Source organism: Bacteroides faecichinchillae JCM 17102, from assembly GCF_000614145.1.
GTDB classification, from domain to species: Bacteria; Bacteroidota; Bacteroidia; order Bacteroidales; family Bacteroidaceae; genus Bacteroides; species Bacteroides faecichinchillae.
This window is the reverse complement of record NZ_BAKK01000007.1, coordinates 22,663-39,836: the sequence shown is the minus strand read 5'-3', so window position 1 is coordinate 39,836 and position 17,174 is coordinate 22,663. Positions and strand designations below refer to the sequence as shown.

The 17,174-nt window shown below is 39.1% G+C and carries 16 protein-coding genes and 3 pseudogenes; all 19 read left to right on the top strand.

The window, feature by feature from the left end; all coding sequences use genetic code 11:
- Positions 1–34 precede the first annotated feature (34 nt).
- Positions 35–1,738 carry an FISUMP domain-containing protein gene (locus JCM17102_RS05275; protein WP_025074286.1) on the top strand — a complete coding sequence of 568 codons (1,704 nt, stop codon included), beginning with the start codon at positions 35–37 and terminating at the stop codon, positions 1,736–1,738.
- Positions 1,735–2,157 (top strand): hypothetical protein, encoded by a 423-nt coding sequence (locus JCM17102_RS05270; RefSeq protein WP_025074285.1) that lies wholly within the window; start codon positions 1,735–1,737, stop codon positions 2,155–2,157. The genes JCM17102_RS05275 and JCM17102_RS05270 overlap by 4 nt, the downstream gene beginning before the upstream one ends.
- A gap of 23 nt (positions 2,158–2,180) precedes the next feature.
- Positions 2,181–3,179, top strand: coding sequence for a BF2992 family fimbrillin-A clan protein (locus JCM17102_RS05265; RefSeq protein WP_159106307.1), 999 nt, complete (start codon positions 2,181–2,183; stop codon positions 3,177–3,179).
- Positions 3,180–3,206: 27 nt separating this feature from the next.
- Complete coding sequence (locus JCM17102_RS05260) at positions 3,207–4,169, top strand: DUF4906 domain-containing protein (protein WP_025074283.1); 963 nt, start codon at positions 3,207–3,209, stop codon at positions 4,167–4,169.
- A gap of 17 nt (positions 4,170–4,186) precedes the next feature.
- Positions 4,187–4,459, top strand: a complete 273-nt coding sequence (locus JCM17102_RS05255) for a hypothetical protein (protein ID WP_025074282.1) — start codon at positions 4,187–4,189, stop codon at positions 4,457–4,459.
- Positions 4,460–4,729: 270 nt separating this feature from the next.
- On the top strand, positions 4,730–5,227 hold the full coding sequence (locus tag JCM17102_RS05250) for a hypothetical protein (RefSeq protein ID WP_025074281.1): 498 nt from the start codon (positions 4,730–4,732) through the stop codon (positions 5,225–5,227).
- Between the two features lie 26 nt (positions 5,228–5,253).
- On the top strand, positions 5,254–6,900 hold the full coding sequence (locus tag JCM17102_RS05245) for a flotillin family protein (protein ID WP_025074280.1): 1,647 nt from the start codon (positions 5,254–5,256) through the stop codon (positions 6,898–6,900).
- Between the two features lie 164 nt (positions 6,901–7,064).
- Entirely contained in the window at positions 7,065–7,268 is a 204-nt protein-coding gene (locus JCM17102_RS05240; protein WP_025074279.1) for a hypothetical protein, read from the top strand.
- A 241-nt stretch (positions 7,269–7,509) separates the two neighbouring features.
- The gene (locus JCM17102_RS05235; protein ID WP_369898398.1) at positions 7,510–8,100 is read left to right on the top strand and encodes a DUF5715 family protein; all 591 of its coding nucleotides are present in this window, start codon (positions 7,510–7,512) and stop codon (positions 8,098–8,100) included.
- Between the two features lie 85 nt (positions 8,101–8,185).
- Positions 8,186–8,410, top strand: a pseudogene (locus JCM17102_RS22180) (PD-(D/E)XK nuclease domain-containing protein); the annotation flags it as partial.
- Positions 8,411–8,508: 98 nt separating this feature from the next.
- Positions 8,509–9,525 (top strand): PhoH family protein, encoded by a 1,017-nt coding sequence (locus tag JCM17102_RS05225; protein WP_025074277.1) that lies wholly within the window; start codon positions 8,509–8,511, stop codon positions 9,523–9,525.
- Positions 9,526–9,573: 48 nt separating this feature from the next.
- Positions 9,574–10,518 (top strand): phosphoribosylaminoimidazolesuccinocarboxamide synthase, encoded by a 945-nt coding sequence (locus tag JCM17102_RS05220; RefSeq protein ID WP_025074276.1) that lies wholly within the window; start codon positions 9,574–9,576, stop codon positions 10,516–10,518.
- 2 nt (positions 10,519–10,520) lie between these two features.
- Positions 10,521–11,258, top strand: coding sequence for a bifunctional demethylmenaquinone methyltransferase/2-methoxy-6-polyprenyl-1,4-benzoquinol methylase UbiE (gene ubiE / locus JCM17102_RS05215; RefSeq protein ID WP_025074275.1), 738 nt, complete (start codon positions 10,521–10,523; stop codon positions 11,256–11,258).
- 38 nt (positions 11,259–11,296) lie between these two features.
- Positions 11,297–12,043, top strand: coding sequence for a shikimate dehydrogenase family protein (locus JCM17102_RS05210; RefSeq protein WP_025074274.1), 747 nt, complete (start codon positions 11,297–11,299; stop codon positions 12,041–12,043).
- A 61-nt stretch (positions 12,044–12,104) separates the two neighbouring features.
- Positions 12,105–13,052, top strand: a complete 948-nt coding sequence (locus JCM17102_RS05205) for an alpha/beta hydrolase (RefSeq protein ID WP_025074273.1) — start codon at positions 12,105–12,107, stop codon at positions 13,050–13,052.
- A gap of 72 nt (positions 13,053–13,124) precedes the next feature.
- Positions 13,125–14,050, top strand: a pseudogene (locus tag JCM17102_RS26295) (TPM domain-containing protein).
- An 81-nt stretch (positions 14,051–14,131) separates the two neighbouring features.
- Positions 14,132–14,712: pseudogene (locus tag JCM17102_RS26290) on the top strand (LemA family protein).
- A 154-nt stretch (positions 14,713–14,866) separates the two neighbouring features.
- Positions 14,867–16,033 (top strand): AIR synthase-related protein, encoded by a 1,167-nt coding sequence (locus JCM17102_RS05190; RefSeq protein WP_025074272.1) that lies wholly within the window; start codon positions 14,867–14,869, stop codon positions 16,031–16,033.
- A gap of 3 nt (positions 16,034–16,036) precedes the next feature.
- On the top strand, positions 16,037–17,149 hold the full coding sequence (prfA, locus tag JCM17102_RS05185; protein WP_025074271.1) for a peptide chain release factor 1: 1,113 nt from the start codon (positions 16,037–16,039) through the stop codon (positions 17,147–17,149).
- Positions 17,150–17,174: the final 25 nt, after the last annotated feature.

Below are 17,174 nucleotides of genomic sequence, written 5' to 3'. Positions count from 1 at the left end.
ACAATCAAAACAACAAATTATAACCGATAGTAAGATGAAAAAGAACCTAATATATACTATAATCTCAGCGGTAGCACTTTTTTTTACTTCATGTACAATAGATGAGGCAACCGAAGTAGAAAGTAACGGTACATTCCGGTTATCTTCTGATAAGGGAACATTTACTCGCGCAGCAAACGAATCCACTTTTTCTGGAGGAACTATCTATCAGATTTATGCAGTAGATGCTACAGACAATGATTTTAGCAAGAACTATTTAAAAAATCCTGCCGGTATTGGTCCCGTTACAGGTACAGAATCTGAGGATCATGCAAGCATTCAAGGTATCCAAATCAATAAATTTAATGGCAAGACATTAAATTTCTATGCGGTTACAAACAGTACAGAAGAAGCCGTAAACATTATATCCAATGGTAAAAATGCTCCGACATGTAATATTCAATATAAAGCAGACGGTAGTGCTTTGACTGATGTTATGTGGGCTAAAAAAGAAAGCCAAAGCTATCTAAACTCCGGGTCCATTAAGTTATTGTTCGGGCACACTTTAGCAAAGTTGAACCTATATGTAATGAAACATTCTGACTATAAGAGCACAACAGTTACCCTAAACAGTATCTCCTTAAAAGATTATCCAAATGGTGCTTTGAATATGCAAACCGGTAAGTACAATCTGGAAAGTTCCGATGCAAGAAACCATGAATGCACTGTATATACTGGGACACAGAATATTACTCCTACAGCAGAAGTGGTTAAAAAAGATAATATTGCTGTAACTCCGATGATATTCCCCACAAGAAAAGAGAACTTAAAGGAAAGCGACAAAACTAATCATTCGATGTGGGTGAATGTAGAAGTAACTATTGGCGGTCAAAAAACGACTAAAGAAATCGAAATTACTTCTACATTGGCAGGAGATGCAGGTAGTACTCCAACAACAAAGGAAATCCCATTTGAATTCAAGAGTAATCACGAATATGATATGATTATCACTATCACAAAGAGTTCATTAATTGTAACCATTGTCCCAAGACTTTATGACTGGATCCCGGAAGAGGAGTTGAAAGAAGACGATGAAGTAAATGGTTCTATGACTATCGGTGGTATCACATGGATGGACCGAAACTTAGGAGCTACAAGTGGCAACCCATTGGCAGGAGACCAAGCATGGGAGAATAGTCGTGGATATTATTATCAGTACGGAAGAAATATACCATATTATATAAATACAAAAACAGATAAATACGGAATAACATATGCACTTTCAAATGGTAATTGGCATTTGAAAGAATCAATGCCATATCCGCATGTGCCAGGACATATGTATGATGAACCGACAACCGAGAACTCTGATATGGCTCAAAAGCCAACAGATAACGAAAACTTCAATTTCTGTTATGGCTCCTCTAACTGGAATAGCACTTCTAATTGGAATAATAACAATGAGCAACCTTGTCCTAAAGGATGGCGTGTACCAACAAGTGATGAATTTAAACTTATTATTCCTGCAACGGCAAAAGCGGGAGATATTCCATTTCTATTAACGAAAACATATAATGGCAATACATCTAAATTACATCCAGACAACACTTATCTTGAGAATGAAAACAATGATCCAGAAAAAAATTCGGAATCAGTTTATGTAGGTGTTAAGAAGGATATATGGAAGGAAACAACCGTAGGTATCACCAATTCTATTTATGCTTTGAAAAGAAAAAATACTAACAAAGCATATTTTTGAGATGGCATATAGAAAGAAGTGGTATATATAAAATAGAAGATAATAAATGTACTGGAGATAAAGGAGATCCCTACCGCAATGTATTGGTAATATCCCGATATCCAGCAACAAGAAATAGTACATTATCTCAAGAAAATGTAAAAGACGCCGCCAAATGGAGTAATCCGGTAGAACAGATTAAATTGCCTATTTCTGGATATATACATATTGGAGCAGAGCATGCAAATCAAGGTGATACCAATTATCCTGCCTTGATCTATAGTGGATCTGAAGCTGTCTACTGGACAAGTGAAGATAAACATACAGTTCGTATGAAATTTGCAGGCGATGCAGCCTCCAATCAGATCATGATGTATTCATCTGAAATCCGCAACAACGGCTGTTTAATTCGTTGCGTTCGTGACACTAAAGCTAACTAAAAACAAACAAAAAAATGAAAGTTATGAAATCAATACATAAAACCATAATCCTTTTTACGATGTTAATCGTATTTGTTACTGCATGCGATCAAAATGAAGAGCAAATATCAAATGAAGGTACGGTTGCTATCATACCCGAGTTATCTGGCATGTATGCAGTTTCGCCAGGAAACTGGAGCAATGCACGTGCTGTTCATCCCGATTTAAATAAGATCATCAACTTGTCGGAAGGAACGACATTGAGATTGATTGCCAAAATAGGGAATAATACACCTAAAACCCAAGATTATGTAGTTCGCACACCGGATGGAGGTTCGCAATCCCTTTACCCCTGCGTAATAGATAATAATACAGGAAAGATTATAAGCGAAGGCAAAACCCCTCTTTATTTGGCTCCCGGAGATTATACATTCAGCGCAATATCTCCGGCACACAAATATTATAACAATAAAATCATAATAGACAATGGTGAGTCTGTTATTGCAAATAATAGCCATTGGAATCAAACAGCACCGACTAAAATTACAATTTCAGACAATGATGTAAGTAAAGTGATACCTTTAAATCCATTAATGCAACTTACTGCACGCATGACTTTTACACTGAAAGGAGATATAGCAAACGGAGTGTCGTCTTTATCAGTAATGCAAGATGGAATTGAGATAGATAGAATAAGAGAAAATACGGTAGAATTAGGGAACGTAGGAGATTCTATCAAAGCCGAAATCGTTTCTAATTATAATCGTATTTATATTAAAGAACAAGATATCACCATACAAGAAGATAAAAGTCTAAGAGCTGAAATATGTCTTTTACCAATAGACAATCGAGCAACTCCAATGACTATTATCATGAACTTAATGGTAAACGGTGTTCCAACACAATTTACCTATTCAATCGTCAATAAAGTACTCTATGCAGGATACTCGTACGACTACATAGTAAATGTAAAAATTAAAGATAATATTTCGGTAGCGAACTGGCAAGAGACTTCATGGTCCACAGAAGTCAGTGGAAAATAACAAATTAAACAAATAAAACCAATAATTATGAAAGCGTATAAATATATATTTCTGTTAAGCTGTTTATGGTTGGCTGCCTGTACTCAGGACAACGAATGGATTGATGAGAATATAGAGGGTGAAACTGCTTCTGAAGGAGTGGTACACCTGAACTTGCAGAGTGCAGAAATAAGTGTAGACACTCGCTCTATCACTCCACAAGATCCTATGACGGATAACCCGATATACGATCTTTGTCTATTACATTATAGTTTTGAAGGACAACTTAAGAAAGTAGAATATCTAGATTTTGGAACTAATGCACCTCAACTTAGTTGCCAGTGGAATCCTACTTTAACAATTGACGTTCAGAATAGATCGGAAACTCTTTGCTTGGTAGCAAACATGAAAGGCAACTATCCTACTTGGCCCAGTCGATTGGCCGAATTAAAGGAAATGACTGTAGGTTTAAAATTTGGTAGCAATGGTCTGATTGCCGACAAAAAAATGTATATGTTCGGTTATTATGAAGGTACTATTCAATCAGGCATGTATATCAATATCATGTTGGGACGTATGGCAGCAGCTGTTAAATTTGTAATCTCAGGAAAAGATGTTGGAGAAAAAGTTAATTATCAAATTAAGAGTATTGAGATTCAAAATGCTGCCATAAAGAGTTATCTTTTCCCTCACAATTCAACAAATGAGCTTTTTGGGAATAATATCAAGGAGTTATTCACTCCAGTATCTGATTATCAAATTAGTAATAGTAAACCTGAATATGCATTCTACTATCAGGTAGGAGAAAACATATCGCCTAATGATGCTCATCGAACTAAGGTAATTATTACAGCACATCGAGGGACTAAAGGGGATTCTTCTACTTGGACTTGGGCGGCAGACAAAACATATACCGTCGAATTAGGCTGTGACCAACCTGAAAGTAGCAATCGGAATTATTCATTATATCGCAACAATAATTATACATTCAATATAGTTTTGAATAACTAATTTAATACTAAAATATTATGAAACCAAATGACATCCTGCAACTGGAATCATCAGATATGCGACAAGCCTATCTGTTTGAAGAAGACGGACACTGGTATGCTTACGAGCATTCTGCCAACCGTATTGAGAAATTTGTGAAAGGTTTTGTAGATTTCAAACACAAAGTGCAAGATGTCTGCGGACGAATGAAAGTAGAAATTGACCTTGGCATTTTGGAGCAATGCTCCATTACGCTGTGTGAAGATTCACTACTTGTGCTCGATTGCCCCAGGGCAACAATTAAAAAATAATTAAATGGTGTGTAACTTTCCGTAAGCGTACGGATCATTCCCACATTATATTAGATTTACACAAAATTGTTTGTTTTGTTTGTGTTCCTCATTCCACTCAGACACTGCCTGTGAAGGTGGTCCTGAGTGGGTGGGGATTTTTTTGCATATATAGCTAAAAAACGTGATCATATAACTTACACGTGATAACTTTCTTACTTTTCGTTTGTTTGTTCGAATGGAAAGACTATATTTGTACGATAAGTACGATTCACTAACACAATAAACATTATGAGCCACACAATTTTTCTCATCATCGCTCTTGTAACAACTGGTATATTTGCCATTCAATTCGTTCTGTCCATCTTCTTTGGAGATATGGACGCGGATGTAGATGTGGACGCAGATATCAGCAGCGTTGTTTCCTTCAAAGGACTTACCCACTTCGGAATCGGTTTCGGATGGTATATGTATCTTGCCGGTAACACTGAAGTACAGAGTTTCGTTATTGCTATCCTTATTGGTTTGTTTTTCGTATTTGCTGTTTGGTTCCTTTACAAAAAGGCATACCAACTACAGCAAGTCAATTCTTCTGAACAAATAGAACAGCTAGTGGGACGAGAATGTACAATATACTTCAAACAAAGTGGAAACAAATATACTGTACAAACTAGCCGAGATGGCGCTATGCGTGAAGTAGACGTAATCTCCGAATCGGGTAAAACATATCAAACGGGAGACAAAACTATTATCAGTAATTATAAAAACGGAATATTATTTATTCAATAAAATAACCATTTTAAAACACACTATTTATGACACAAGAAATGCTCATTATGGCTGCTATCTTAGTAGCGGTCATCCTGCTCACCTTCATCGGTATCCTGTCACGCTACCGTAAATGTAAGAGTGACGAAGTACTCGTTGTATACGGTAAGACGGGAGGAGATAAAAAATCTGCTAAATTATACCACGGAGGTGCTGCTTTCGTATGGCCTATTATACAGGGATATGAATTCCTGTCAATGAAGCCACTGCAAATTGAATGTAAACTAACTGGAGCTCTTTCCGCCCAAAATATACGCGTGGATGTTCCTACCACTATTACCGTAGCTATCAGCACCGATCCCGAAGTGATGCAAAATGCTGCTGAACGTATGTTGGGATTGAACATGGACGACAAGCAAAACTTAATTACCGATGTCGTTTATGGTCAAATGCGTATGGTAATTGCTGACATGACCATTGAGGAATTAAATTCCGATCGTGATAAATTTTTGGCTAAAGTAAAGGATAACATTGACACTGAACTCCGCAAATTCGGCCTTTACCTGATGAATATTAATATCAGTGATATCCGTGATGCTGCCAATTATATCGTGAACTTGGGTAAAGAAGCTGAAAGTAAGGCCTTGAACGAAGCACAAGCCAATATTGAAGAACAAGAAAAACTAGGTGCTATCAAAATTGCCAATCAAATTAAAGAACGTGAAACGAAAGTTGCCGAAACCCGCAAAGATCAAGACATTGCTATAGCTGAAACAAAGAAGTTACAGGAAATTTCTGTTGCCAATGCAGACAAGGATAGAATCTCGCAAGTGGCCATCGCAAATGCAGAAAAAGAGTCACAAGTTGCAAAAGCTGAAGCAGAAAAAAATATCCGTATCGAACAAGCTAACACTGAAAAGGAAAGTCGCATTGCCGAATTGAACTCTGACATGGAAATCAAGCAAGCAGAAGCTGGGAAAAAAGCTGCCATCGGACGAAATGAAGCACAAAAAGAAGTCGCATTATCTAACTCTGAGTTAGCAGTAACTCAAGCTAATGCTGATAAACAGGCAGGTGAAGCTGCTGCTAAATCAGAAGCTGCCGTACAGACTGCACGAGAAATTGCACAAAAGGAAGTAGAGGAAGCAAAAGCCCGTAAAGTAGAATCGTCTTTGAAAGCTGAGAAAATCGTGCCGGCGGAAATAGCTCGTCAGGAAGCGATTCTTCAGGCAAATGCTATTGCTGAAAAAATTACTCGTGAAGCGGAAGCACGTGCTAAAGCAACTTTAGCACAAGCGGAAGCAGAAGCTAAAGCTATCCAACTGAAGTTGGAAGCGGAAGCGGAAGGTAAGAAAAAATCATTGCTTGCCGAAGCAGAAGGTTTCGAAGCAATGGTAAGAGCTGCCGAATCAAATCCGTCTATCGCTATCCAGTACAAGATGGTGGATCAGTGGAAGGAAATTGCCGGTGAACAGGTGAAAGCTTTCGAACACATGAATTTAGGAAATATCACCGTATTCGATGGAGGAAACGGCAGCACAAGTAATTTCCTGAATACGTTAGTGAAAACTGTTGCGCCGAGTCTTGGAGTACTCGATAAATTGCCTATCGGAGAAACTGTGAAAGGTATTCTTAATCCGGATAGCAAAAACGAAGAGAAGCCGGAAGTAAAAACTGAAGAAAAGAAGAAATAATAGCTTTTAGCATGTATCTGGTATAACATTGAGGCTATATCAGGAACTAAATAATGAATTAAGCGCAGATGGATGCTAATTTTATTTTCGCATCAGTCTGCGCTAATTTGTGTTTTTCAGGAGAAATTCACTACCTTTGTTTGGTATTACATAAACAATAGACAATGAATATCACAATACCTTATGCTGTAGCCGATTTCGCAGACTTACGTGAACGGGGATTCTATTCATCACTCTGGAAAATGCTAAAGAAATTGCTTGATGCACTAGTGATGACAGGCATTCCCGGTACGGATTTCCATAATGATTGCCATATCATAAAATTCAAATACTTTAAATCCAAAGAAGTTACCGAAGTAAAAAAATGAATATGCTGCAGACGTAAATCAAGCAAAGAATTACGCTACAGATATCAATAATCAGTTCCCCACTTACCGGATACGTGCTTATGTAGTATTATAGAAAGGTGTGCAATACGTGGGAAGTATAAATAGTAAAAACATAAAGATTTATATAACAACAATGAATGCCCGTAAAAAAACGATTTTATTACCAATTACTTTTATCATTGCTTTACTTACTCTTACTGCCGGTTGCAAGAAAAAGGATATGTCACTTAAAGTAAACGAGCCTCGCAACATCCACGGTGTAATTAGTTACAAACGTTCTTTCCCCGATTTAAACGAAAAACATTTGACCATTGCTCAAAATATAGGTATCAAACCATTGGAAGATCGCGAAGAGGCCGAAAATATGAAGGGACAATTGATACATATCACTGACAACAAGTTCTATTCTGTTGATTCACTGACGTACTCTATCCCCTATCTCATCCCCCGTGCCAGCGAGCTGCTTGATACAATCGGTTCTAACTTCCTCGACTCATTAACTTCCAAAGGTTTAAATCCTAATCAGATAATTATTACTTCTGTACTTCGCACCAATAAAGATGTAAAACGTCTTCGCCGCCGCAATGGCAATGCTTCTGCAAACTCCGCACACTGTTATGGCGCTACTTTTGACGTCAGTTGGAAACGCTTCAAAAAAGTGGAAGATGAAGACGGACGTCCTTTACAGGATGTAAGTTCAGATACGCTAAAACTCGTTTTGTCTGAAGTGCTAAGAGACTTACGACAAGCTGAAAAATGCTATATAAAGTATGAACTGAAACAAGGGTGTTTCCACATTACAGCGCGATGAATAGAATTCTCTAATGTATTTGACAGGATGAGATTAAACCATTCGTTTTAATTTTGTGTTATGCAAAGAAACTTTTTGTAGAAAATACTATGTGAAAGCTGAGAATCATACTTCACAAGGACAAATTGAACTTGTCCTACAAACAGAGCGTTTCATTTATATAATAAAATTCAAACTGGAAGGAACGGCTGAAGAAGCTTTAAAGCAAATTAATGAGAAGCATTACGCCCAAGCCTTCTCTGCTAATGAACGAAAACCCATTAAAATAGGTGTAAACTTCAGCAATGAGACAATAAACATCAAGAAGTGAGTAACAGAATAAAAAGAGAACTAAAATTCATCCCTAAACAATCTAAGAATCCAAAACGTTTCATTAAATTTGCAGAAATTTTTCTTTAATACGATTCAATGATAGAGAAGCTGATTGTTCTTGAGGATATTGACCCAGTTATTTTTTACGGTGTAAACAACGCCAACATACAGTTAATTAAAGCTTTATATCCGAAGCTACGCATCGTTGCACGCGGTAATGTTATCAAAGTGCTGGGCGATGAAGAAGAGATGTGCGCCTTCGAAGAGAATATCACCAAACTGGAGAAATATTGTGCTCAATATAATTCACTGAAAGAGGAAGTCATTATCGACATTATCAAAGGCAATGCCCCACAGGCAGAGCAAACAGGAAATGTAATCGTTTTCAGTGTTACAGGTAAGCCAATTATTCCCAGAAGTGAGAATCAATTGAAACTGGTAGAAGGGTTTTCCAAGAATGATATGGTATTCGCTATCGGTCCGGCAGGATCAGGAAAAACATATACTGCTATTGCACTTGCTGTACGTGCTCTGAAAAATAAAGAAATCAAAAAGATTATTCTCAGCCGCCCCGCTGTAGAAGCCGGAGAAAAGCTCGGATTCCTGCCCGGCGACATGAAGGATAAGATAGACCCATATCTGCAACCATTATATGATGCCCTACAAGATATGATTCCTGCTGCCAAATTAAAGGAATACATGGACTTGAATGTTATTCAGATTGCTCCATTGGCTTTCATGCGTGGACGTACGCTGAATGATGCAGTGGTGATTCTAGACGAAGCACAGAATACGACTCCGCAACAAATCAAAATGTTCCTTACCCGCATGGGTATGAATACCAAGATGATTGTAACAGGTGATATGACACAGATTGACTTACCATCCTCACAGACATCAGGACTGGTCCAAGCACTCCGCATCCTGAAAGGAGTAAAAGGTATCAGTTTCATAGAACTCAACAAGAAAGATATCGTACGCCACAAATTAGTAGAACGCATCGTAGACGCTTATGATAAATTTGACAAAGAGGTGAAGATTGAACGGGAAAACCGGAAGAAAGAGCAACTGATCATCAATGGTGAACGTCAGTCAAAACCAATTGGCGAATAACTAGTGTGTTGTAAATGGGAACTTGTAATATATAATTATATAAAAACGATGAAAGCATTAACAAAAACAGATTTCAACTTTCCGGGACAGAAAAGTGTGTACCACGGAAAAGTGCGTGATGTGTACAACATCAATGGCGAAAAACTTGTTATGGTAGCAACTGACCGTATTTCGGCCTTTGACGTAGTATTGCCTGAAGGTATTCCTTACAAAGGACAAATGCTGAACCAAATTGCAGCAAAATTCCTCGATGCCACTACTGACATCTGTCCGAACTGGAAACTGGCTACTCCAGATCCAATGGTTACTGTGGGTGTATTGTGCGAAGGTTTCCCGGTAGAAATGATCGTACGCGGTTATTTGTGCGGTAGTGCTTGGCGTACTTACAAAAGTGGTGTACGTGAAATCTGCGGTGTGAAACTGCCGGATGGAATGCGTGAAAACCAGAAATTCCCGGAACCAATTGTTACTCCGACTACTAAAGCAGAAATGGGCCTTCACGACGAAGATATCTCTAAAGAAGAAATCCTGAAACAAGGTCTGGCTACTCCGGAAGAATATGCTATTCTTGAAAAATACACATTGGCTCTTTTCAAACGTGGCACTGAGATCGCTGCTGAACGTGGATTGATCCTCGTTGATACTAAATATGAATTCGGAAAGCACAATGGTACGATTTATTTAATGGATGAGATTCATACTCCGGACTCCAGCCGTTATTTCTATTCAGAAGGTTATCAGGAGCGTTTCGAAAAAGGTGAACCTCAAAAACAACTTTCTAAAGAATTCGTTCGTGAATGGTTAATGGAGAATGGCTTCCAAGGCAAAGATGGACAGAAAGTTCCTGAAATGACTCCGGCTATTGTACAGGGCATCAGCGACCGCTACATCGAATTGTTCGAGAATATCACCGGTGAGAAATTTGTGAAAGAGGACACCAGCAATATTGCTGAACGTATCGAAAAGAATGTAATGAATTTCCTGACTAAATAAGAATGGATTACCCACAACAACATATCAAACCTTACAACGAAGAAGGCAAAAAGACTGAACAAGTAGAGAAGATGTTTGATAACATCGCTCACGCTTATGACAAACTGAATCATACCTTATCTTTAGGTATTGACCGCAGTTGGCGCCGTAAAGCAATTGCCTGGCTCCGTCCTTTCTGCCCGCAACGTATAATGGACGTCGCTACGGGAACAGGAGATTTTGCGATCCTTGCGTGTCGCGAATTACAACCTACCGAATTGATAGGTACGGACATTTCGGAAGGTATGATGAATGTGGGGCGTGAAAAAGCTAAGAAGGAAGGACTCTCGGACAAAATATCTTTTGCCCGGGAGGACTGTACTTCTCTCTCATTTGCCAACAACAGTTTTGATGCTATCACCGTAGCTTTCGGCATACGTAACTTTGAAGATCTCGACAAAGGACTCTCGGAAATGTGTCGTGTACTAATCCCCGGCGGTCATCTTGTGATTCTCGAACTGACCACTCCGGATCGGTTTCCGATGAAGCAGTTGTTCTCTATTTACTCCAAAGTTGTCATCCCTTTGCTTGGTAAACTACTCTCTAAGGATAATAGTGCCTATCACTATCTACCGGACACCATCAAAGTATTTCCCCAAGGGGAAATCATGAAGGAAGTTATCACTAAAGCCGGTTTCAGCGAAGTGAATTTCCGACGATTAACTTTTGGTATCTGCACACTTTATACAGCTACTAAATAAGGTTCAAGCAAAACTTATTAATTTAACTCTTTCGTATTATGGAAAAATATGGTTTAATTGGCTACCCCCTAAAACATTCGTTTTCTATCGGCTACTTCAACGAGAAGTTTAAATCAGAAGGCATTAATGCGGAATACGTAAACTTCGAGATTCCCAGTATTAATGATTTTATGGAGGTCATCGAAGAGAATCCGAATTTATATGGGCTCAACGTTACCATCCCTTATAAAGAACAAGTTATTCCCTTTTTGGACGAATTAGATCCTGACACTGCTAAAATCGGTGCTGTAAATGTGATTAAAATTATCCGCCAGCAGAGAGGCAAAGTTAAACTAATCGGTTATAATTCTGACATTATCGGATTTACCCAATCTATCCAACCATTACTGCAACCTCACCACAAAAAAGCCTTGATTCTTGGCACGGGAGGCGCCTCCAAAGCTGTGTATCGCGGACTTCAAAATCTGGGAATCGAAAGTGTATTTGTATCCCGTACTCACAAAGCGGACGGTATGCTAACCTATGAAGAGCTTACTCCTGAAATCATGGCGGAATATACTGTAATAGTCAATTGTACCCCATTAGGTATGTATCCAAAAGTGGACTTTTGCCCAAACATTCCGTATGACCAACTGACTCCGAACCATTTACTTTACGATTTGTTATATAATCCAAACATCACTCTCTTCATGAAAAAAGGAGAAGAGCAGGGCGCCGTTACTAAAAATGGATTGGAAATGCTATTATTGCAGGCATTTGCAGCTTGGGAGATTTGGCATAAGTAAAGCCTCTTCTCCACTCCTTTTCTAAGGAGAAAGAAATAAAAGTGAAAAGAGATTCTGGCTTATGAAGAAGTATATTTATATCATGATTATCATTTTGCTGGTTCTTACCGGCTGCACAATCGGAGGAAGTTTTTATATGCTCAACTTTTCTTTAACTCCGAATGCTAAGATATTATCTAAAAATGCAGACTCTTATCCTTTTATGTACAAAAACTATCCATTCCTTCGTTCATGGGTAGACAGCCTGAGGCAAGTGGATGCACTTAGAGATACTTTTATTATTAATCCGGAAGGAAGACAACTGCATGCATTTTATGTTGCCGCTCCACAACCTACCAATAAAACGGCCGTCATTGTGCACGGATATACGGATAACGCTATTCGTATGTTTATGATCGGTTATCTTTATAATCGGGATTTAGCATATAATATTCTCTTACCCGAACTACAACATCAAGGAGATAGTGAAGGCCCTGCCATTCAGATGGGTTGGAAAGACCGACTTGATGTGTTGCAATGGATGAACATTGCGAACCATATTTTCGGAGACAGCACACAAATGGTAATACATGGTATATCGATGGGAGCTGCCACAACCATGATGGTATCTGGTGAGAAACAACAACCTTTTGTAAAATGTTTTATAGAAGATTGTGGTTATACTAGCGTTTGGGATGAGTTTGCACACGAATTAAAATCAACCTTCCATCTTCCTCCTTTCCCACTGTTATACACTACTAGTTGGCTGTGTGAGAAAAAATACGGTTGGAATTTTAAAGAAGCCTCTTCGCTAAAACAAGTTGCAAAATGTGACTTACCTATGTTCTTTATTCATGGAGACAAGGATACGTATGTACCTACCTGGATGGTTTACCCACTCTATGAAGCCAAACCAGAACCCAAATTTCTGTGGATTGTCCCAGGAGCGACTCATGCCGTTTCATACAAAGAGAATAAAAAGGAATATACCGAGAAAGTTCGTGAATTCGTCGGACAGTATATTCATTAAAACAATTACGACAGAGAGTTTGAAATTCGTACTAAAAAAAGTCTATATATTTGCAAAAGTAAAACAACTGTTATGAAATCAATATTCACACTGTTATTTATTACTTTTCTGCTGACACCCCTGCAAGCTCAAGAAAAAGTATATACGGTAGACAATCTTCCGAAAGTACATCTGCAAAATAGAATGCAGTATGTTTGTAATCCAACAGGTATACTATCGCAAGCAGTTTGCGACTCTATTGACGCTATGCTTTACGCCTTGGAACAACAAACTGGAATTGAAACAGTAGTAGCTGTCGTTCCTTCAATTGGAGAAGAATCCTGTTTTGATTTCTGCCATCAGCTACTGAATAAATGGGGAGTGGGGAAAAAAGATAAGGACAACGGATTAGCCATTTTACTAGTGACAGATCAACGTTGTATCCAATTTTATACCGGCTACGGACTGGAAAGCGTACTTCCTGATGCAATCTGTAAAAGAATCCAGACCCGATATATGATTCCATATTTAAAAGATGGGAATTGGGATGCAGGAATGTTGGCCGGGTTAAAAGCCACTTGTCAGCGTCTCGACGGTTCTATGGAAAATGATTCAGTTTCCGAGCCAGAAGGAAGTGGGTCTAATGATATGATTATTGCTATCATTTGTTTTATTGCCTTTGGTATCGGAGTAGCTTCTATGCTTCATGGAATCAGAGCCGTTGTCCCAAATGTGGCAAGCACAAATTGCAAAGGAGTAGCAGCAGACCTATTTCAAATGTAAATGGAATCAAGACAGAAGAGGTTGTTTACACATGTAGAAATTGTGGACATACAGTCAAAAGACAACAGCAAAGTTATGATGATGACTACCGTCACAGAGGAGGTGGCGGAGGTGGTCCGTTTATTGGTGGCTTCGGTGGAGGAAGAGGACATGGCGGAGGCTTTGGAGGCGGTTTCGGCGGAGGAAGCTTTGGAGGTGGTTCAGGAGGAGGAGGAGGTGCCGGTTCACGGTTCTGATTCTAATTATGATTATAGAGAAATTAATTTGAACTCAACTAATAAGAAATCTGATTTTCAAACTTAATAAAAGCAAGAAACATGAAAAAGTCAATTATTATCATTTTAGCTATTGTAGTAATCCTTGTTATCTGGCTGTCAGTGTATATAATGGGCTGGTGGCAATGGAAGAAAATGTAAACGGGCAATGGGCAAATGTAGAAACTCAATATCAACGTCGAGCAGACTTGATTCCAAATCTGGTAAATACAGTAAAAGGATATGCAACTCACGAAAAAGAGACACTGGAAGGTGTGGTTGAAGCACGTAGTAAAGCCACGCAAATCAAAGTGGATGCTGCCGATCTCACTCCGGAAAAATTAGCGGAATATCAGAAAGCACAAGGCGCTGTTACATCAGCTTTGGGTAAATTACTTGCAATCACAGAAAACTATCCGGACTTGAAAGCTAATCAGAACTTTCTGGAATTACAAGCTCAGTTAGAAGGCACGGAAAACCGTATCAATGTGGCTCGTAAAAACTTCAATGATGCTGCACAGGCATACAATACTAATATCCGTCGTTTCCCGAAAAACATTTTTGCAGGAATGTTCGGTTTTGACAAAAAGGCCTATTTTCAGGCGGAAGAAGGAAGTGAAAAAGCTCCGAAAGTAGAGTTCTAAAACTAGCATTACTTAACAGATATTTATTGCCTAAAAAGTTTTCGCATTCAGTAAGATACGAAACTTTTTTAGGCAATGCCATTTCTATAAAGATAGTTGTCTGTCCAAAAAAAAAAGCCGTACTTTTGCAGCCGTATACAAAATTCTATAACTCATGAGTAATCAACGATACATGATGCGTGGCGTAAGCGCATCAAAAGAAGATGTGCACAACGCCATCAAAAACATAGACAAAGGTATTTTCCCGCAGGCTTTTTGTAAAATCATTCCTGATATTTTAGGCGGTGATCCTGAATATTGCAATATCATGCATGCTGACGGTGCAGGAACCAAATCCTCATTAGCGTATATGTATTGGAAAGAAACAGGTGACCTTTCCGTTTGGAAAGGTATCGCACAGGATGCTTTGATTATGAACATCGACGATTTGCTTTGTGTAGGAGCCGTAGACAATATCCTTGTTTCCTCTACCATTGGACGTAACAAATTATTAATACCCGGAGAAGTGATTTCCGCCATTATCAACGGAACTGATGAATTACTAGCCGAGCTCCGTGAAATGGGTGTAGGTGTATACGCTACCGGTGGCGAGACTGCTGATGTAGGCGATTTAGTACGCACCATCATCGTTGATTCAACCGTTACTTGCCGCATGAAACGTTCGGAAGTTATCAACAATGCTAATATCCGGCCAGGTGATGTAATTGTCGGTTTAGCGTCTTATGGACAGGCAACTTATGAAAAAGAATATAACGGAGGAATGGGTAGCAATGGTTTGACTAGTGCCCGTCACGATGTTTTCGGCAAATACCTAGCCAATAAATATCCTGAAAGTTACGATGCTGCCGTTCCCGAAGAATTGGTATATTCCGGTAAGTTAAAACTGACTGATAAAGTCGAAAATTCTCCGATTGATGCAGGAAAGCTAGTTCTCTCTCCTACCCGCACTTATGCACCGGTAGTGAAGAAATTACTCGATGCTCTCCGGCCCAATATTCATGGCATGGTCCACTGTTCCGGTGGTGCACAAACTAAAGTACTTCATTTCGTAGAAAATGTACGTGTCATCAAAGACAACCTGTTCCCGGTTCCTCCTTTGTTCAAGACTATTCAGGAACAAAGTGGTACGGATTGGGCTGAAATGTATAAGGTATTTAACATGGGACACCGTATGGAAGTTTACTTGTCACCGGAACACGCAGAAGAAGTCATTAAGATTTCTGAATCATTCGGGATTCCAGCACAGATCGTAGGTCGTATTGAGGCATGTGATAAGACAGAGTTAATTATTAAGAGCGAATTCGGAGAATTTAGATATTAAAGAATGGCAGATAACAATACCATATTAGAGAAACTGGACGGACTTGTAGCCCGCTTTGAAGAAATATCTACTCTTATTACTGACCCGGCAGTCATTGCCGATCAAAAGCGTTATGTCAAACTAACGAAGGAATATAAAGAGCTGGATGATTTGATGAAAGCCCGCAAGGAATATATCCAATTATTAGGAAATATCGAAGAAGCTAAAAATATTCTGGCAACCGAGTCAGACTCCGAAATGCGTGAGATGGCAAAGGAAGAAATGGACAACAGTCAGGATCGTCTTCCACAATTAGAGGAAGAAATCAAACTAATGCTTGTCCCCGCTGATCCACAAGATGGCAGAAATGCGATTCTTGAAATTCGTGGTGGAACAGGGGGCGATGAGGCTGCCATCTTTGCTGGTGACCTTTTCCGAATGTACGCCAAATATTTCGAAACTAAAGGTTGGAAAATGGAAGTTTCCAGCGCCAATGAAGGAGCAGCAGGCGGATATAAGGAAATAATATGTAGCGTCACAGGAGATAGTGTTTATGGAACATTAAAATATGAATCAGGTGTTCACCGCGTACAACGCGTACCTGCAACAGAAACTCAAGGACGTGTACATACTTCAGCAGCTTCTGTTGCCGTACTTCCCGAAGCCGAAGAATTTGATGTAATCATCAACGAAGGAGAAATCAAATGGGATACTTTCCGAAGTGGTGGTGCCGGCGGACAGAACGTAAATAAGGTAGAGTCCGGTGTACGTTTGCGATATATATGGAAAAATCCAAATACAGGAATAGCAGAAGAAATCCTGATCGAATGTACCGAGACTCGCGATCAACCCAAAAATAAAGAACGTGCTTTAGCTCGACTTCGTACATTCATCTACGATAAAGAACATCAAAAATATATTGATGACATTGCTTCCAAACGCAAGACAATGGTATCAACCGGTGACCGTTCAGCAAAGATCCGTACCTACAACTATCCGCAAGGACGTATCACCGATCATCGTATCAACTATACTATTTATAACCTTGCAGCCTTTATGGACGGAGATATCCAAGATTGTATCGACCATCTGATTGTAGCTGAAAATGCAGAACGATTGAAGGAGAGCGAGCTTTAAATGATTAGTAATTTGTAATAATAGA